Genomic DNA, 17,159 nt, shown 5'->3' on the forward strand with positions numbered 1-17,159 from the left:
GTCTTATTCGTTTAGCGGTTGCGGCTGTTCGGCCTGACACGCCAGAACGGCCTCGATGGCTTTGGCGGACCCACTCAAATCGAGCTCTACCTCGGTTCCACTTTCGCCAATGATCGTGACGCTTTGGCGCTTTCCGAATTCACCTACAAATGCAGGGTTATCGAAATAGGCGTAACCTCCGGGGACGCCATTCTTGAAAACACCGACCGCTTCGCCTTCGAACTTCGCGTCACCGAAATCGAACTTAACAATCCCCGTCGCCCCATCCTCGATCTGAACCCAGGCCGGATTGTAGGCTGCGAAAAAGCCGCCACCCTGCTTGGGGGCGGCCCCTATTTCGACCGTCATATCGTTTTCAAAGGGTTTCCAGGCGAGACACCCGTTGCCTTTCTCGGGGTCAATCAGGATTTTCCAGTCTCCGGACTCACCCCATTGTTCCATACCGGCAGCGAAAGCAAAGCTCCCACTAAGCACGAAAGCTGCGGACAGTGCCCATTTGATCATCTGAAACCTCAAATCGTTCTGAAGACTACATCTGTAACTCTACCTGTAGCGCGGCACCGATCCAACTGTTCCCAGAGGAGGCAAAGTCACTTGGTATGTTCGGCTGCATTCGCGAGTTTTCCATCCCATTCCTCTGTCGGGACTTTCGGTTCTGGCGGATCCGCAATGTAGGACGGCGTCATTATCTGCGTTCCGTTTTCATTGAACACGTCGACAATGTTCTCATGAAGATCGGACAGTATCTTGGGCAGGCTCGATCCACGAGACGTGTACGCATTGATTTCATAGTTGATTGCGTAGTCGGCCAACTGGGTCCAAAGCACAAATGGTTCAGGGTTCTTTTTCAGTCCTTGCGTGCGATGGGCTGCTTCCACAAGCATCGCCTTGATCTTCTTTGGTGGCTCTTCGTATCCAATTCCCACCGTCGTATGCACCAATATCCCGCGACCATCCACTTTTCGCGAGTAATTTATGACTTCGGAATTGAGAAGCTGCGCGTTTGGAATACTTATCATTTCGTTTTTGATAGATTTGATGAGAGTTTCCATCAGCTTTATCTCGGTGACGTCCCCGACCTTGTCGCCGACCTTAATGCGATCACCTACGTTTGTACTGCGCCTGTAGATAACGAACAGACCAGCCATCATGTTTGAAACCACGGTGTTCGAGCCAAGCGAAACCATGATGCCGGCTAGAATTGTCAGACCCTGAAAGGCACGGGAGTCAGATCCCGGAATATAGGGGTACGCAAACACCAGCGCGATCACGATGATCAAAGCCCTGACCAACATGTTCGTGGGTGCAATCCAGTGATCTTCAAAGTCCTTAAGTTCGAACGCGCCGCTCTCAAGGTTTTCAAAAAACAGGTCGATGCCGCGAATTGCCATCCGCGTCACAGCGGCAATGATCACAAGCATGATCAGGTTTGGGATGTACCCCACGATAGCCAACACGACACTGATGAGCGGCTCGCTGACGTATTTCAAAAGGATCTGGGCGATGCCCTGTGTTTCCGCGAAAGACAGCAGCACCAATGAAAGGTAGTAGTAAAAGAAGAACAGAAACAGGACCCACATCAATATGTGGATCGAGTAAACGATGATCGAGGCAATTGCCCTGCTTCTCAAGATCGACTTGGTGGCTTCCTCGACGCCTTCTGCTCTCTTCTCAAGGTTATTTCTGATATATCTCAACAGCTTTCGCCGCTTTGCAAAAAACCCATAAGACGCAAGGGCAAAGATCACCGTCCAGGCAAATGCAGCCATCGCGCTGTCGACTCTGCCCTCATTGGACCTGGCATCCCGGTATTGCAGGATCGCAGCCTCGATCGCCTCTGCTTGCAGCCCGGCCAGGACTTCAATCGCCATCTGTTCATGCTCGGCATCCGCTTGGGTGGTTATCGTAACCATCTGCCCGTCGGCGCGGATCAGCTTCCCGAATTCAGCGTCCGAAATCAGCAATTGGACAGTTGATTTGTTGGAAGCATCGGCGACCTGGGCTATCCGTTCTTCGATTTTTCTGGCTCGTTCCGTGGCAGGCAAAGCGCTTGAGCCTCGAACCACGAACAACTCCTCACCGTCGATAACGACCGGAGCTACGAATTCAGGATCTTCTCTTTCTTCCTGTGGGGTAAGTGCTTCTTCTGACTGGGCAAATGCGACACCGCACACAAGTAGAAAGGACGCGAACCAAAGCGATACAGCTCTCATGACTTTGCTCCCTCTACGGGTATCAGATGAACATCCCGTTGTGGGAAGGGGATCGAAATGCCCTCTTGGTCGAACTTCTCTTTCGCTTGCCCAGTGAGGTCCCAATAGACTGTCCAATAGTCTTCGGACTTGGACCATGGGCGACAGAAGATATTGACCGAACTGTCTCCCAGCTCTCCTACGAAAACCTCGGGTTCTGGCGTCTTCAGACATAGCTTGTGCTGCGCCACCAGATCTTTGAGAACCTCAATTGCCCGGGCCGCGTTGTCCGAATACGCGATGCCGAAAACCAGATCGACCCGACGTTCTTCCGACGCGCTTACGTTGGTTATCACGTCGCCCCAAATCTTGCTGTTCGGAACCACGATAATCTGGTTGTCGAATGTTCTGATTTTCGTTGAAACCACGGACATCTCGTCCACAAAGCCCGATGAACCGCCGACCTGTATATAGTCGCCAGTGTCGAACGGTTTGAGGACCATGATCATCAGGCCGCTTGCCAGGTTGCCTAACGTTTCTTGCAACGCAAAGCCCAGGATGAAGGACAAACCGCCCAGTATGGCAAACAGGGGTGTAACGTTTACGCCGAACAGCGCCAAAACGACCAATATGCCAAGGACAAAAACAGCCCAATAAACGGTTGTGGCCACAAACCTTTTCAGCATCCTCGAAATCGTCGGAATTTTGTTTAGCCCACGTTCGGTTACCCGTCGCACCATTCGGGCGACGAACATCATGGCCCAGACGGCCAGCAAGACGCCAAGACCAGCCATCAGCAGACCGATGCCCCCGTCCCAGGAAATCAGCCAGGCCCAAGCATTCTGGAAAAGCGTTTGAAGATCAGTTGTTTTTAGGGCGCCGGCTTTCAGAGCGAGAATATAGTCGGTGTGCGGTGTCAGATCTTCGGCCTTCGCACCTTTCAATGTCCATGCCTCGAGCACCACGCGATAGTTGTCCAAAATTTCGGATCCGGTGTCATTCAAGGATGACAACTGCGATCTCAAGCCATCCTCCTGAGCTTCGCTTGCTGACCGGAGTTTCAGATTAATCCGAGCAATGTCTTCGAGCTGAGAGCGCACATATCCCTGCCAAGTGGTTGCGACCTCGCTAAGCTCCTCAGCGGTCAAGGGGACAAGCAGGACTTCCAAGTCATCCGCCGATATTGACTGATCGACGACCTCATCCAGAAGATTACTATCTTCAACTTCAACGGTTTCCGGCTCGGCCGTCGTTTCTTGCGCGCTGGCAGGAAACGTAGTTGAAATCGCTGCGAACCAAAGGAATAGCCAAATAAGCCCGGCTCCGAGTGGTCGTCTCATTTATCTGTCCCCTCCCTCTTTAACGGTTAAAAAGAGCACACAGAGACGCAAGAAATCTACACTCATGTTCGAAATCGAATATTTTGGTGTGATGAACTTGTTGCACGAGGGCCCTGTCGAACCAAAACGATGCAACTCTGGAAAGCTCCACAAGATAGCACCATGTGACTTCAGTAGTGCTAGTTTTGGATGAGCTTCCTAGAAAGGCGTATCCGTTTGCTTTCAAACAGTAAAATTAACTGAAGATGAACGGGGCGTTTTCAGTGCGTTCAAAGCTGGTCAAGCATAGTCACCTTGAGGCTGTGAAGCTAAGTGAAATGCACGTGTTTTGAGGGGAGAAACAAAACGTTCGAAGAAGGCTGGGTTGTTGGTAAGATACGGTCTTCGACCTCTGCCTCGAACTTCCAGGGGGCTAACTACAGGTTTGGACGTCAGAAGTTTCTCCGGGCCTCAATGGAAGCGAGTTCAACTGGCTAACAGAACGTTGGGCTATGAGGCTGAGCCGCGTGTCCGGTGCCATGTTTGAGTATTGAGTTTGTTGATAATGAGTAAAGTGGGCAATAAGAAACCTAAGTTCGAAAAGCTGCCCGAACGGATGTTCTGGGCTTGTCTGTTCATCGCCGTTGTTTTTTCTTCGGTGCTTTTCGGGATAGTCGCGCAAAGAAAGAGCTGGCCGCCTGTTCCACAGCTCCGCTCAGTTTACAAAGTCCTGTTCGTGGACAAATCCCTTACACGAGAGGCGCGGGCATACCATAAACATCTTCAGCCGACGCGCAAACAAGGCAGCGGTGTTGTAATCAATAGTCAGCCGGGCCGTCAGGACACCATTCTGCTGATGGGTTTCTTTGACGGTGAGAACCAGGCCAGGCTTGTGAACCGTGACGGCAGCGTCATCCGCAAGTGGTCGTTGAATTACACTGAGCATTTTCCCGATGCCGACACACGCCCTTGCGGTCATCTCAACAACCCTTTGATGACGGACGTTCATGGCGCATTGCTGACCGAGAAAGGCGAGCTTGTCTTCAGTTATGAGTATTGCGGGGCTGTCAAGCTGGACCAATGTTCCGGGGTTCTCTGGACGCTCAACGAAAAAACCCACCACTCGATAGTTACATCGGAAAACGGAGGATACCTGACGCTTGGCCGGGACGAATGGATGGCATCTGAAGTCGTTGATCGCTTTCCACCCTTTTCGACCCCCGCAACAAACGAGACGATACTGGAAGACACCATCCTGAGACTCGATCAACAGGGTCAGGTCCTTGAGCGCATTTCGATACCCGGCATCATTATCGACAGCGGGCTGTCCGCGTTGCTGACTGCCAACGGACGTGAGATTAAGCCATCGCATGTGGCGCGTAATGAGTTGGTTCATGCCAACAAAATTGACGAGCTGCCTTTGGAATTGGCAGACAAGTTTCCATCGTTCAGCGCAGGAGATTGGGTGATCTCTATGCGGGGGCTCAATCTTGTGATGGTGGTTGATGCGACCACCCGGAACGTAAAGTGGCACCAGACGGGTCCCTGGGTCCGGCAGCACGATCCCGAGTTCCGCTCGGACGGGAAAATTTCGATCTTCAACAACAACGCTTACCTAACGTCCTACACGCCAACCGAGAAAACCCGGCTGGATGCGCCCCGCGACACCAATATCATGGCGATTGATCCGGTAAGCCGCGAAACGGAAGTCGTATTCGGAAGCAAACCGGGGCAGGAGATGTTGTCGGTCGTGCGCGGGCAGCATGAAATTCTGGAAAACGGCGGTATGCTGATCACCGAGTTTGACGCCGGGCGGGTTCTGGAAGTGGACAGAACAGGCAAGGTGATCTGGGAATATGTAAATGAATATGATGACGAATTTGTTGGTGAGATCACCAATTCGAAACTCTATCCACCGGACTATTTTGAAGTCGATTGGAAGGAATGCGCATAATGAACCGGCTTAGCAAACACACGCTCGTAGGCCGCATCGCCCAGCCTATGTTGGTTATCTGCACCGTCTTGTTACTGCTGCCGAGCCCGGCACAAGCCTATATCGGCCCCGGAGCAGGGTTGGGCGCGATAGCCGTTACGGTTGCTGTCATTCTGGGTGTGATTTTTCTGATCGTCGGTCTGGTCTGGTTCCCGCTCAAGCGGTGGGTCGGGGGGCGGAAGAAAAGGGCCGGTTCCGAAAACGACTCCGCACCATGACGTCAGCGTTAGCTGTTTCTCTTTTGGCGGTTGCAGGGTTCATTCTGGCCCTGTGGCTAACAAACATTGCAGGCACGGCCCAAAACGTTGTGAGCACCTGCATGGCGGGTGTCACTGCACTGTTTGACAATCAGCTTTCGGACGACGCCAAGGAAAAGGCTGCAAGGCAGGCGGGGTTGAAGCTGTTGGCGGGTGGTCTGAATCTGACATGGCGCATCGCGCTGGCCCTGGCTGCGGCGGGTCTGCCGATTGCATCGGCGGATTGGGCGGGCGTTGTGGCAGGTGAAGCGGTACTTGGGCTCATGCTTCGCCTGGATTACATCGTTGTGGTATCGGTTGTTGCCTTTGCGGGCGTCAAGATTGTCAGCTGGCTACGTCGTGCCGATGCTTCGGAAGATACTGAAGGGGGTCAGTACTCGTCGATCGACCAGTTTGTGCATAATCTTGCATTTTCAGGCCCGGCGGTGCTGAAACTGGGCGCGCGGCTAGAAGATCGCCTGGTACGGCAATCTTCCACGTCGGATGGGCAGCGACCGATATTCGTAACCTCTCTCGCTCGCGGCGGCACAACGGCGGTCCTTAACGCACTGCACGATGCGCCCGAAGTAGCTACGCATATGTACCGGGATATGCCATTTATTACGGCTCCTGTTATGTGGAACAAAATAGCCGGCGGTCAGCAGCGCGGCGTCCGGCGGCAGCAGCGCGCCCACGGCGACGGGATGGAGATCGATCTTGATAGCCCGGAAGCGTTCGAGGAAGTGCTTTGGAAAGCGTTCTGGCCAGAGCGCTACCGGGGGACTTCGATTCCACTTTGGGACGTTGGCGACACAGACCCTCGGGCAGACCAGTTTTTGCGACAGCACATGAACTGCATCATCAGAGCGCGGAACTGTCAGGCGGGTCCAAATGACGTGCCGAAAACACGCTATTGCTCCAAGAATAACGCGAACATTGCCCGAATTCCCTATCTGCTCAAATCCTTCCCGGATTGCCGGATCGTGGTTCCGGTTCGGCGACCGGAATGCCATGCCGAGTCTCTGCTTCGCCAGCACGTCAATTTCAGCAATCTTCAGGCTCGGGACAATTTTGTAACCCGATACATGGCCGATATCGGACATTTCGAGTTCGGAGATTTGCATAAACCCTTCCTGTTTCCGGACTTCGATCCGATCGGCAAAGATACACATAGTCTGGACTATTGGCTGGACTACTGGATCTGCGCCTTCAAGGCGCTTCTGAAGCATAAGGATCAGTGCATTTTGTTGTTTCAGGACGACCTGCGCATCGCCCCACAGGCAACCATGGAAACCTTGTATGATTTGGTTGGGCTGTCACCTGCCGATCAAAGCTTTGGGCGGTATTTTCATTCAAAACCCGACCTGGTCAGGACTGAGCACTTTGATCCTTCGCGTTTGAGGGATGCCCACGAAATCTATGCTGCTCTTAGGGATCACTCCATCGCCGCTGGATCGGCAGTTGCATCCCATCGAGCTTGAAGCAACTGGTCTAAGCACCAAGGGCTAACTAAGCAAATTCGAATTTTACCCGTTCCCGTAAGCTGGACCGCCATGCTTCAACTGGCGCCAGCATGAGAACCCAATGGGATCACGATGCTGCACCTCAGACCACCGAGTTCTTCCGACCTGCCCAGATCAAGACTGGCACCATATGCCGTAAGCAGATCCACTGCGATTGCCAGCCCCAAGCCGCTGCCGGTGACGGAGGTGTCGAGCCTCCCCCCGGAACGAAGCGCTTCGCGTCGGTCATTCTCGGGAATTCCCGGTCCGTCGTCTTCGATCCGAATTTCGATAAACTGGTCCTGCCGCGTCGTTGTCACCTGCACAATCTGCCGGCACCATTTCATTGAATTGTCCAGAAGGTTTCCTAGAACCTCTTCGATGTCCTGCTTGTCCATTCGAACCCACAGGCCGGGAATGGTCGCCACCTTTAATGTCTTCTGTTCACGCTCGGCCATCAGGGAAAACAGCTTTGCAAGCCGGTCGATGGAATTTGACAGGTCTGTACGGGAATGGGTCAGTTCGGCAGTGTTCATCGCGCGCATTCGCGCCAGAGAGCGGCCAAGTTGCGCATCGATCCGATCCAGAGATTCCTGTGCGGTTTTGATGTCCACCCCGGCCTCGGACAAACTATCCAGTTCATTCTGCAAAATCGCGGCCGGTGTCTTCAGCGCATGTGCAAGATCAGCCGCCTGCCTGCGGGACCCGGAGACGATGTCGCGGTTGCGTTGCAATAGCTGGTTGAGGTCCTGGACAAGCGGCGACACTTCCTCGGGGTAGTCTTCCGGTCTGAGGTCTTCGTCCACGTCCCAACGCTGGGCCACATCTGACCGCAGTTTGCGAAGCGGCCCAAGAATGGCCGACATCAGCAACAGCGAACCGGCGATGCCTATCAGGCCAACCAGCCCAAAAACCGGGATTAGGCTGCGTTGTGCGGCCCGGCGTTCCGCGATGAGCTTGTCGCGGTTTTCAGCGACGCTGATGCCCCAGATCGTGCCATCTTCATAGGTGATCTTCTGATATATGCCGCGGACCGCTTCATTCTCCGGCCCATCGGTGTTCCACAGCATAACTGTGTCGGGTGCATCTTGCGGCTCGGCGAGGGTTTCATCGAAAAGGGAAGCCGAGGAGTAAACTTCGCCTGCCTCGCTTGTCACCTGCCAGTATCGCCCGGAATATGGCGTACTGTATGCCGGATCGAAAATCAGATCACGCAGTGCTTCGGGATTGTCGGTGGTGACACTCAGTCCAACGATCAGTTGTGTGTGCCGGTCCCGAAGCGTTGTATCGAACTGCTGGGAAACCCGGGAATCGATGTAGGAAAAAACCGCCAGCGTGCCCACACCCACAGACATCGCTCCGGACAATATTCCGCCCAGCAATGCCCGTTGTCGCAGCGAAAGCATCAGGCAGAATCGATCATGTATCCGCGACCCCGAACCGTTGTGATCAGGTCCGGTCCCAGCTTCTTGCGCAGGCGCGTAATAAATACGGCAATTGTGTTGGAATCCCGATCCTTGTCATACTCATAGATATGTTCCGACAATTCAGTGCGCGAGATCAGGCGCCCGGGGTTATGGGCCAGATAGGTGAGGACGGCGATTTCCTGTGCGGTCAGATCAACCGGAATTCCGTCCACGGAGACACGCCCGTTTCTTGTGTCCAAAAGGACGCTTCCCATTTCGATGACCGGGTTCAGCTGTCCGCTCTGTCGCCGTAAAATCGCACGGACGCGGGCCGCCAGTTCGGGCATGTGAAAAGGCTTGGTCATATAGTCATCTGCACCTGCATCCAGACCGTCCACCCGCTCGCTCCAGCCGTCTCGGGCGGTCAGGATCAGAACAGGCGTCTTTATTCCGGCACTGCGCCAATCTCGCAAAACGGAAATCCCGTCACGTTCCGGAAGGCCGATGTCCAAAATGATCATGTCGTAGGGTTCAGTCGACCCCATATGCAGGGCATCAACCCCGCTATGGACTACATCGACGATCCGACCTTCGGCGCTCAGTAGTTTTTTGATCTGCTCGCACAGGCGCGGTTCATCTTCTGCAAGTAGGATTCTCATGATTTGAAACTACAGGCGAATTGATGACGGATCATCAGTTATTTCTTGCCACCGCCATTGCCATTACCGCCACCGTTGCCGCCGCCATTACCGCCACCGTTGCCGCCGCCATTACCGCCACCGTTGCCGCCGCCATTACCGCCACCGTTGCCGCCGCCATTACCGCCGCCGTTGCCGCCACTGTTGCCACCGGCGTTTCCATTCCCGTTGCCACCAGCGTTTCCATTGCCGCCGCGATTGTTGCCGGAATTACCTCTGCTGTCGCTGTTGGCACTTTTGCTATTGGTATTCTGCACGCTTCCGCTACCGGAATTGGCCGAATTGCCGGGTTTCGCCCGCGCTGCATTTGTAATCTCGCGGCTGACGCGAGACCGGTTGGACACGACGACACCCGTCTGGGCGTCCACGATGACGCTGATGATCTTCCCGTCAGGTTTCTTGACCAGGATACGATAGTAAACCTTATCGGATTCAAAGGCGCGGGCGTCGACGGGGGTTCCGCCGAAAATCTTTTCAACGCCTCTGATAACCCTCTTCAGGCGAATGGCACCACCTGATGTTGTGGCGTGCCGCAATTCGGATTGTTTAAGCTCGCGCACAGCAGCGTTGCCATCACCTGTCAAAAAACAGGTAATCAATCCCGCAGTTGCAAGCAGGTTCCCCAATTCTGAAAGTCTTAGCCGCACAAACATACTCAAACTCTACCGGCTTCAATGTGAACTGGTGATGAACCAGCAGTTAGGCGTGAGTTCAACCATAATATGGTCAAATGGGGTCAAATACATTTGCGTCCAACATGAAATGTTGACGCTTGAAGCAACACTGAGCCCGTGAGGTCCGTTATGAAAACCAAATTTTCCGGTCTGCTGAAAGCCTCCGCAGTCGCGATCTCCCTGATTGGGTCAACCGCGATCGTCGCGACGTTCACGTTTCCCGACATTGCTTATGCGAAAGAAGGAAAAGGTGGTGGAAATGGCGGCGGCAAAGGAGGAGGAAAAGGCGGCGGAAACGACGGCGGTAAAGGTGGCGGCAAGGGCAACGACAGCGCCGGAAAGGGGAACAAAGGTGCCGGAAAGGGTCAAGACGCCAAAGGCAATGTGACTTCCAAAGGCGGCAGCAAGAAGTCCGCCGGGAAGACAGGTGGCAGAAAGTCCGCTTCCGGAAGCGGGAAATCGAACACGTCAAAGAGCAGCAATTTCTCTCTGAAAGATTTGTTCACGGGCAAGAAATCCAGCGACCGAACAGAAAAACCCAAGCGGAAATCGCAGCGCGTGGCGCGGAGCACCGAGTCTACCGTGCAGGTTGCAAAATCCGTTCGGCCTCTGTCCCGCAAAAAAGACGAATCATGGGCTGAAATTCTGGGCGCACACCCCTCTGAACTGGGTGCGTTGAATGCTGCTCACGCCAGTGAGACCGCTCTGAAAAACGCCGCGCCCAACTCGCGTGTCGGTCGTATTGCAACATACCGCGATACGGTTCTGGAAGGAGACGAACTGCGCGACGACCTGCAAGATGCCCAAGATCTTCTGGACGGGCTGGAACCGCCTTCACGTCCCATAGGTGAAATCGAAGATGATCTCGAAGCGGCCGAAGCTGATGTGCGCGCGGATGAAGAGCGCGTGGCGGAATTGGAACAGGAACTTGCCGACGCCGGGGGTACAGACCCCCATATCGAAGCGCAGTTGGACGAGGCGAATGCCGAACTGCAGGAATCCAGGGACACCGCTGCCGAGCTAGCTGCCGAACAGGAAGCTGCAAGCAATTACGACGACGCTGTTTCTGAAGTTGAGGACCTGCAGGGCCAGCTGGAGGATCAGACGCTTAGGGAACGTGAGGCGTTGGAGAATGCGGCCAACAAGCCGGTCACAGATGAAGTCGAAGCGGCGGTCAAGGCGTTGCTGGGGTTGTAAATCAGGAGTTTCGCGCCTTTCCGAATTCGGAGGCGCGAGAGGTCGGGCCAGCCAAATCATTTCCAACCCCTTGGCTGGCCCATCACCTACTGAACGCCAAGACATAACTCGGATCACATCTGAATATGCAACGAAAAAGCCCGCTCTGGCGCAGAGCGGGCTTTAGCTTCGTATTGTTCCCGGGGAAGACGACACCCAAGGGAACCGAGAGATCGTCTGCGGTAACTCAGACGTCCCTCATCGCCTCAATCAGTCGCTTGTTATTCACAATATTGATGAGTGCGTTTTCAATAGGAGGGAAGCGACCGCTGCTCGAATCTTTGTTTTTCGACACGCCGCTGCAGACGACAGCGCTGGATGATTGCTTTGCCGCGGGGGGGGTGTGCATCGCAATCGCTGTGGTAGTTTTTTCCATGCATGTTCCCTTCCATCAAACCGGACGCATTTCGTTCCGCCCGACTTAGTGAACCCACTATGGTCGAAAACGGTTGAACACATAGAGAATACATTGTTCACTTTCAGTTAATGTTGTTGTCAGGTTGTAAACAAAGAACCTGAGGTAGTCCTTTTCGCTCGCAATTTTGTTGTGCGCAGACGGTTTTTTTTGAGAAACTGAGTTCCATTACGACTGTTACAACCCGCCCGTTAATTACTCGTGAGGGTAATTGAAACACAGTTCAGCGCGAGGTCGCCTATGGTGAAGCTATCATCTCCGACCGTGTAGTCTCCGTTTCGATAGGGGTCCGACACAGGCGGAAAGTTCCGCCAGTGCTATTGCCAGCACGGTGCCTTGGACCGAGACTCTATTCTTGACGCGTTGCCCGACTGATCAAAACCGCAGGGACAGGCACGACATGCCGCCGTCCAGCTTGGCACAATCGGTGTTGTCGATCTGGATAACCTCATATCCCGCCTTGTCCAACATCTCTGCCGTGCGAGGAAAACCGGAGGCCATAAGAACAAGGTTGTTGAAGCGGATAGCATTAGCGGCGGCTTCTTCACCATCGGCCACATGCAGGACTCTGTAGCCTTCGAAACAGCCTGACGCATCAAGGCGCCTGGTCGACAGGATCGTCTCGGCATCCATCAACGAACAATCCGTTTTGAAATGCAAGACGCCGTCCGGCGTGAAGACTTCGCGCAGGACGTGGCCCCATTCACTGGCGATCTCGGCCAGTTCTGCCACGCCTGCAGCATCTGTGCGGTCGGAGCGGCCGACAAGGATTTCCTTTCCGGTCACCAGAATATCGCCGCCTTCGACATGACCGGGGCCTTTGATTTCGCGGACATCGTCATAGCAGGCGCGGATTGTCGGTGCCATTTCAGCCACCTCGCCCAGCCGCGACGGCGCGCCGGGTCGCATCAGGATAGCGCCTTGCGGCAGGCACAGCGCAGTGTCTTCGACAAACTGGGCATCCGGGAACGCTTCGAGCGGCTCAAGCTCAATCACCTCGGCCCCGGTGCTGCGCAGGGCTTCGACATAAGATGAATGGGCAGCCAGCATACCGTCAAGGCTGGGATTGCCGATGTCTTCGGCGCGCAGACCGTCGGCAATGGTCGAGGCGGGCCTACGGGTGATGGCCCGGGTAAATTCAAAGGTCGGATTTCGCATTGGTCACTCCTGATCCGGATTGCGTCCGGCAATGTCAATTTCCAGAATGGAGGGGCAATTCTGTGCGCTGGCCGCTGCCAGAGCGGTCGCAATGGCACTCGGGTCTGGTGATACGCGTGTGTAGGGTATGCCGAACGAGGCAGCCGCGGCGGAAAATTCAGGCGGGGTCGGGTCGCACCCGATCACCTTCACATCCACGGCTTCCATCGAGGTCGTGATTTCGCCGTATCCGTGATTGTTCCACAGAACAAAGGTGATGCGCAGGTTTTCGTCCACTGCGGCCATGACCTCGGGCAGCGAGAACTGAGCGCCGCCATCGCCAGCGATACAAATGACATGGGCGTCCGGGGCGGCGATCGCAGCGCCGATGGCGGCAGGTATACCATAGCCCAGCGCACCGTATCCGGTAGCGGCATTGAACCAGCCGCCGGGGCGGTCGTGGTCGTAGTAGAGGTTGCCCGCATAGATCGGCTGAGTGGAATCTCCAATCATCAGCGCGCCCGGCACCGCATTGCGCATTTCGTTCAGAATTTGGACCTGAGCACGATAGTTCGGACCGATCTCTTCATACGCGGCGGTGCGGGTCTTTTCAGCGCGGGCCACCCCTGCGTTTTGGTTTGATTTGCCGGGTAGGGCCTTCAACAACACGGTCATAGCTTCGTCAGCGCGGCCTTCGATAGCAATTGCGACATCGTGGCGAGCCAACTGGTGCGGACAAATGTCAACGCGTATAAGCCGGGACATGGCCGCAGTTTTCCCAGTTGCATACATATCATAATCGGTGGGGCCCAGTTCGGTCCCCACAGCGAGGACACAATCGGCATCTTCGATCAGTGCTTGGACGGACTTCAGGCTGGGGCTTGCTGGTACGGTAAGCGGATGACCATGCATCAACCCGCGGGCATTCACGGTTTGCACGACCGGCGCATCAAGGCGTTCTGCCAGAGCCTGCAATTGCGATCCGGCCGATTTTGCTCCGCCGCCAGCAAGGATGACCACTTTCTTCGCCGCCGATAATTGGTCTGCCGCGTCTTGAATCCGTGTTGGGTCCAATGCCGGGCGGGCCTTGGCACTCGGGGCCACGGCGCTCTGCGCAGCGAGGCCTGCGACATCCAGCGGGATCTGGATATGAGTTGGGCCGGGTCGACCTGTGGAGTAGGGGGCAAAAGTGCGGTCCAGAGCGGTGCCCAGGTCGTGAGCCTGCTCGACATGCTCGGAAACCAGCGCAACAGTTTTGGCCAGCGCGTGCTGATCGGGCAGTTCGTGCAGATGGCCAAGTCCCCGATTCAAAGTGCTGCGTTCGTTAACGCCTGAAACCACCAGCATTGGGACTGAGTCCGCCCGGGCCTGGGCCATTGGCGTCAGCGTATTTGTCAGGCCAGGACCCGTGATCACAAAGGCAACGCCCGGTTTCCCCGAGACACGGGCATAGCCGTCAGCCATGAAGCCAGCGCCCTGTTCGTGTCGTGGTGTCACGTGACGGATGCCAGAGGCTGCAAGACCGCGATAAAGCTCGACCGTATGCACGCCGGGAATGCCAAAAACACAGGAGACACCCCTTTGCTTCAACTCGGCGACCAGCGCTTCGCCGACAGTTTGGTTGGTCATGCAACGCTCCGTTTCTTGCGGTTTGCGTGGGCGACGATGCGGTCCAGTGCGGTGGCAAAACTGTCGTCGTCAATAGTGAGGGCGACCCGAACCCAGTCCCTGAGGCTTTCGCCAAAGGCAGAGCCGGGCATGACCGAAACACCATGCTCTAGCAGGTCCCAGGCATAAGCGTCGCCGTCCAATCCGCTGGCCGAGACGTTGACCAAGGCAAACATGCCGGCATCGGGCCGGTGGACGGTCAGCCCGGTTTCGGTGTGCAGACGGCTTTCCAGCAGTGCAGCACGCGCCGCGAAGCGCGACGCCATACCGGCAGCCACCGATGACCCCTTGCGCACGGCTTTTTCTGTCATGTCAGCAATGAAGGGCTGGTTGCCAAACAGCATAGTTTCCGAGACTGGCAACAGCGCGGTGCAGAACTCGGCCGGGCCCACACACCAGCCGCTGCGAAAACCGGGGGCGGCGTGTGATTTGGAGATCGAAGAGACTGCAATGACCCGGTCTGCCAGCGCCGGATCAGAGAGGGGAGAAGCAAACTCTGCACCCTCAAAGATCAGATGCTCGTAGACTTCGTCGGATATTATCCAGAGATCGTGTTCTATCGCGAGTTCACCAATCTTCCGAACGTCCTCGGGCGTCAGAATGGCGCCTGTCGGGTTGTGCGGAGTCGTGAGAAGAATGGCGCTGCTGCGGGGCGTAATGTGCGCGGCAAGGTCTTCTGCCTGCAACCGAAATCCGTTATCGGGGCGTAGCGGCACCGGCACCGGCTCGGCACCTGACGCTCGGATCACGCCCTCATAGGTGGCATACATTGGATCGCCCACCAGAACCTCGGTGCCAACTTCTGCGACGCCCTGCATGACAGTGAAAAGGGCGGTCTGGGTGCCGGGAAAGCAAAGGACGTTCTCTGGCAGAAACCGGCGTCCGCGGGTTGTGGTGTAGACCTCGGCCAGGGCCGCGCAAAGTCCGGCTTCGCCGCGTCCGTTGGAATACCCTGTGCGACCCGATTTCAGCGCGGCCGCTGCCGCGTCGCACAGTTCAGTTGGGGTTGGAACATCTGGTTCGCCAATGGTCATTTCCACGATATCGGCCCCGGCCTCGACCATAGCGCGTGCTTTCAGATGCACTACCCATTTCCCGCCGCCCAAACCGGCCAGCCGTTCGGTAATTGCTGTCAGCCTCATTGGCGCTCAATCTCCTGCGTTAGATCCAAATCAATGATGGCGGAAACGGATTGCAGCCCGATTTCGACCAGTTCGCCCGGCGCAAAAGCATCGGGAAGGGCGCCGCCCTCAAGCCAGAGGCCGTCAATAACCGCGTTGCAGGCAATGGCCAGTTGACGCAGGCGGGCCGGAGAGGGCGCGCGGCCCGCTTCTTTCATCGAAGCGGCGATCAGCCCCTCCAGTTGGTCGCGAAAATAGGCGTATGTGCGTTCGTGCGTCGCCTTCATCTGTGGGTCGCGCTGCACCTTGTTCAGAAAGCTGGCCCACAGCGCGATTGCCCTTGGGTCGACAACCGGGGCTGTCAAAGACGCCGTCACAAAAGCGATCAACCGGGCGCGTGCGCTGGCCGCCGCGCCGTTTGCCGGGGCAAAGGTTTGATCCGTCATGGTGTTCATGTGGTGCTCGTAAGCGGCGACGATCAGTTCCTCCTTGGAACTGAAGTAATGCCGGATCAGTCCCTGGGTGACATCTGCACGCTCGGCGATTCCCCGCACCGTTGCCCCGCGCACGCCTTGTTCGGCCACCAACTCGAGCGTGGCCAGAATCAGCGCCTCCTGCCGGGATTCAGCCGATTCCCGCCTGAATTTTTTGCGCTCTTCGCTCACGACAGTTCCTTTTTTCTGGCGGCTGTAATTATACACTTGCATAATTACTAGGTTCGCGGCTTACTGCAATCAGAATTTTGGGGTCAATGAAAATGGACGCTGCCACCGCATCAGTTCAACAGACGGACACGCGCCGCGAGGCGATCCGGGTCGAGGATCTGCACAAGTCCTTTGGAAATCTGGAGGTGCTGAAAGGCGTGGATCTGACTGCGCATCAAGGTGACGTCGTGGCGATCATCGGCGGCTCGGGGTCGGGCAAGTCGACCATGCTGCGCTGCATCAATTTTCTTGAGACGCCAAGCTCAGGCAAGATCGTGATTGGCGGTGAGGAAGTGGCGATGCGGGCTGATGGCAGCCCGGCCAGCCAGAAGCAAATCGAACGAATCCGAACCAAGCTGGCGATGGTGTTTCAACAGTTCAACCTGTGGACACATCGAACCCTTCTGGAAAACGTGATCGAGGTGCCGGTACATGTCCTGAAGGTTCCGAAATCCGAGGCGATCGAACGCGCACACGAATTGTTGCGTCGGGTAGGGCTGGGCGGCAAGGAAGACACGTTCCCCGCCTACCTTTCTGGCGGGCAGCAGCAGAGGGCTGCAATTGCCCGGGCATTGGCGGTGGACCCTTCCGCCATGCTGTTTGATGAACCGACCTCGGCGCTGGACCCTGAACTTGTGGGCGAAGTTCTGACAGTGATACGCGATCTTGCCGCCGAAGGGCGCACCATGCTGCTGGTCACCCACGAAATGAAGTTCGCGCGCGAAGTCGCGAACCATGTCGTCTACCTTTATCAGGGTCGTATTGAGGAGCAGGGGAAGCCTGCCGAGATCTTTGGAAACCCGCAATCCGAACGACTGAAACAGTTCCTCAGTTCGGTGGCGTAGCACACAAAAAACC

16 protein-coding genes are annotated in these 17,159 nt (G+C 55.8%); 6 read left to right on the plus strand and 10 right to left on the minus strand.

Annotation, left to right across the window (positions count from 1 at the left end):
- Positions 1–3 precede the first annotated feature (3 nt).
- The 3 genes from ACR1XU_RS21230 to ACR1XU_RS21240 form a co-directional block, all read right to left on the minus strand.
- Positions 4–504 (minus strand): hypothetical protein, encoded by a 501-nt coding sequence (locus ACR1XU_RS21230; RefSeq protein WP_170808308.1) that lies wholly within the window; start codon positions 502–504, stop codon positions 4–6.
- A gap of 86 nt (positions 505–590) precedes the next feature.
- Complete coding sequence (locus ACR1XU_RS21235) at positions 591–2,213, minus strand: mechanosensitive ion channel family protein (protein WP_480908859.1); 1,623 nt, start codon at positions 2,211–2,213, stop codon at positions 591–593.
- On the minus strand, positions 2,210–3,532 hold the full coding sequence (locus ACR1XU_RS21240) for a mechanosensitive ion channel family protein (protein ID WP_480908851.1): 1,323 nt from the start codon (positions 3,530–3,532) through the stop codon (positions 2,210–2,212). Before ACR1XU_RS21240 ends, ACR1XU_RS21235 begins: the two co-directional genes overlap by 4 nt.
- Before the next feature lie 544 nt (positions 3,533–4,076).
- On the opposite strand from ACR1XU_RS21240, the gene ACR1XU_RS21245 reads away from it, so the two are divergent.
- The 3 genes from ACR1XU_RS21245 to ACR1XU_RS21255 are packed head-to-tail and all read left to right on the plus strand — an operon-like array spanning position 4,077 to position 7,221.
- Positions 4,077–5,465, plus strand: coding sequence for an arylsulfotransferase family protein (locus ACR1XU_RS21245; RefSeq protein WP_480908850.1), 1,389 nt, complete (start codon positions 4,077–4,079; stop codon positions 5,463–5,465).
- Positions 5,465–5,722, plus strand: coding sequence for a hypothetical protein (locus tag ACR1XU_RS21250; RefSeq protein WP_480908849.1), 258 nt, complete (start codon positions 5,465–5,467; stop codon positions 5,720–5,722). Before ACR1XU_RS21245 ends, ACR1XU_RS21250 begins: the two co-directional genes overlap by 1 nt.
- A complete protein-coding gene (locus tag ACR1XU_RS21255) occupies positions 5,719–7,221 on the plus strand; it encodes a sulfotransferase (protein ID WP_480908848.1) in 1,503 nt (500 codons plus the stop codon). The genes ACR1XU_RS21250 and ACR1XU_RS21255 overlap by 4 nt, the downstream gene beginning before the upstream one ends.
- Before the next feature lie 77 nt (positions 7,222–7,298).
- Here the strand turns inward: ACR1XU_RS21255 and ACR1XU_RS21260 are convergent, their stop codons facing one another.
- The gene (locus ACR1XU_RS21260; protein WP_480908847.1) at positions 7,299–8,648 is read right to left on the minus strand and encodes an ATP-binding protein; all 1,350 of its coding nucleotides are present in this window, start codon (positions 8,646–8,648) and stop codon (positions 7,299–7,301) included.
- Entirely contained in the window at positions 8,648–9,307 is a 660-nt protein-coding gene (locus ACR1XU_RS21265) for a response regulator transcription factor (protein ID WP_170808303.1), read from the minus strand. Before ACR1XU_RS21265 ends, ACR1XU_RS21260 begins: the two co-directional genes overlap by 1 nt.
- A 23-nt stretch (positions 9,308–9,330) precedes the next feature.
- Here ACR1XU_RS21265 and ACR1XU_RS21270 point away from each other — a divergent pair, with 23 nt between their 5' ends.
- Together ACR1XU_RS21270 and ACR1XU_RS21275 are read left to right on the plus strand one after the other, a co-directional pair.
- On the plus strand, positions 9,331–9,864 hold the full coding sequence (locus tag ACR1XU_RS21270; RefSeq protein ID WP_480915697.1) for a hypothetical protein: 534 nt from the start codon (positions 9,331–9,333) through the stop codon (positions 9,862–9,864).
- A 285-nt stretch (positions 9,865–10,149) separates the two neighbouring features.
- Positions 10,150–11,217, plus strand: a complete 1,068-nt coding sequence (locus tag ACR1XU_RS21275; RefSeq protein WP_480908845.1) for a hypothetical protein — start codon at positions 10,150–10,152, stop codon at positions 11,215–11,217.
- A 226-nt stretch (positions 11,218–11,443) separates the two neighbouring features.
- On the opposite strand, the gene ACR1XU_RS21280 is transcribed toward ACR1XU_RS21275, so the two are convergent.
- From ACR1XU_RS21280 to ACR1XU_RS21300, 5 genes are all read right to left on the minus strand, one after another.
- Complete coding sequence (locus ACR1XU_RS21280; RefSeq protein ID WP_170617162.1) at positions 11,444–11,632, minus strand: hypothetical protein; 189 nt, start codon at positions 11,630–11,632, stop codon at positions 11,444–11,446.
- Between the two features lie 414 nt (positions 11,633–12,046).
- On the minus strand, positions 12,047–12,829 hold the full coding sequence (locus ACR1XU_RS21285) for an arginine deiminase family protein (protein ID WP_480908844.1): 783 nt from the start codon (positions 12,827–12,829) through the stop codon (positions 12,047–12,049).
- A 3-nt stretch (positions 12,830–12,832) separates the two neighbouring features.
- Positions 12,833–14,437: a 5-guanidino-2-oxopentanoate decarboxylase gene (locus tag ACR1XU_RS21290; RefSeq protein WP_480908843.1), complete on the minus strand. Its 1,605-nt coding sequence runs from the start codon at positions 14,435–14,437 to the stop codon at positions 12,833–12,835.
- On the minus strand, positions 14,434–15,618 hold the full coding sequence (locus ACR1XU_RS21295; protein WP_480908842.1) for a pyridoxal phosphate-dependent aminotransferase: 1,185 nt from the start codon (positions 15,616–15,618) through the stop codon (positions 14,434–14,436). The genes ACR1XU_RS21290 and ACR1XU_RS21295 overlap by 4 nt, the downstream gene beginning before the upstream one ends.
- Positions 15,615–16,262 carry a TetR/AcrR family transcriptional regulator gene (locus tag ACR1XU_RS21300; RefSeq protein WP_480908841.1) on the minus strand — a complete coding sequence of 216 codons (648 nt, stop codon included), beginning with the start codon at positions 16,260–16,262 and terminating at the stop codon, positions 15,615–15,617. The genes ACR1XU_RS21295 and ACR1XU_RS21300 overlap by 4 nt, the downstream gene beginning before the upstream one ends.
- A 92-nt stretch (positions 16,263–16,354) precedes the next feature.
- On the opposite strand from ACR1XU_RS21300, the gene ACR1XU_RS21305 reads away from it, so the two are divergent.
- A complete protein-coding gene (locus tag ACR1XU_RS21305) occupies positions 16,355–17,146 on the plus strand; it encodes an ABC transporter ATP-binding protein (protein WP_480908840.1) in 792 nt (263 codons plus the stop codon).
- Positions 17,147–17,159 lie beyond the last annotated feature (13 nt).

This window comes from Ruegeria sp. D1(2025), assembly GCF_056536425.1.

Bases quoted from the DNA above. Each gene is read 5' to 3' on its own strand.
- ACR1XU_RS21275 (WP_480908845.1), top strand. From the start codon at position 10,150: ATGAAAACCAAATTTTCCGGTCTGCTGAAAGCCTCCGCAGTCGCGATC.
- ACR1XU_RS21255 (WP_480908848.1), top strand. From the start codon at position 5,719: ATGACGTCAGCGTTAGCTGTTTCTCTTTTGGCGGTTGCAGGGTTCATT.
- ACR1XU_RS21240 (WP_480908851.1), bottom strand. From the start codon at position 3,532: ATGAGACGACCACTCGGAGCCGGGCTTATTTGGCTATTCCTTTGGTTC.
- ACR1XU_RS21295 (WP_480908842.1), bottom strand. From the start codon at position 15,618: ATGAGGCTGACAGCAATTACCGAACGGCTGGCCGGTTTGGGCGGCGGG.
- ACR1XU_RS21285 (WP_480908844.1), bottom strand. From the start codon at position 12,829: ATGCGAAATCCGACCTTTGAATTTACCCGGGCCATCACCCGTAGGCCC.
- ACR1XU_RS21235 (WP_480908859.1), bottom strand. From the start codon at position 2,213: ATGAGAGCTGTATCGCTTTGGTTCGCGTCCTTTCTACTTGTGTGCGGT.
- ACR1XU_RS21265 (WP_170808303.1), bottom strand. From the start codon at position 9,307: ATGAGAATCCTACTTGCAGAAGATGAACCGCGCCTGTGCGAGCAGATC.
- ACR1XU_RS21305 (WP_480908840.1), top strand. From the start codon at position 16,355: ATGGACGCTGCCACCGCATCAGTTCAACAGACGGACACGCGCCGCGAG.
- ACR1XU_RS21250 (WP_480908849.1), top strand. From the start codon at position 5,465: ATGAACCGGCTTAGCAAACACACGCTCGTAGGCCGCATCGCCCAGCCT.
- ACR1XU_RS21280 (WP_170617162.1), bottom strand. From the start codon at position 11,632: ATGGAAAAAACTACCACAGCGATTGCGATGCACACCCCCCCCGCGGCA.
- ACR1XU_RS21230 (WP_170808308.1), bottom strand. From the start codon at position 504: ATGATCAAATGGGCACTGTCCGCAGCTTTCGTGCTTAGTGGGAGCTTT.
- ACR1XU_RS21270 (WP_480915697.1), top strand. From the start codon at position 9,331: ATGACGGATCATCAGTTATTTCTTGCCACCGCCATTGCCATTACCGCC.
- ACR1XU_RS21290 (WP_480908843.1), bottom strand. From the start codon at position 14,437: ATGACCAACCAAACTGTCGGCGAAGCGCTGGTCGCCGAGTTGAAGCAA.
- ACR1XU_RS21260 (WP_480908847.1), bottom strand. From the start codon at position 8,648: ATGCTTTCGCTGCGACAACGGGCATTGCTGGGCGGAATATTGTCCGGA.
- ACR1XU_RS21245 (WP_480908850.1), top strand. From the start codon at position 4,077: ATGAGTAAAGTGGGCAATAAGAAACCTAAGTTCGAAAAGCTGCCCGAA.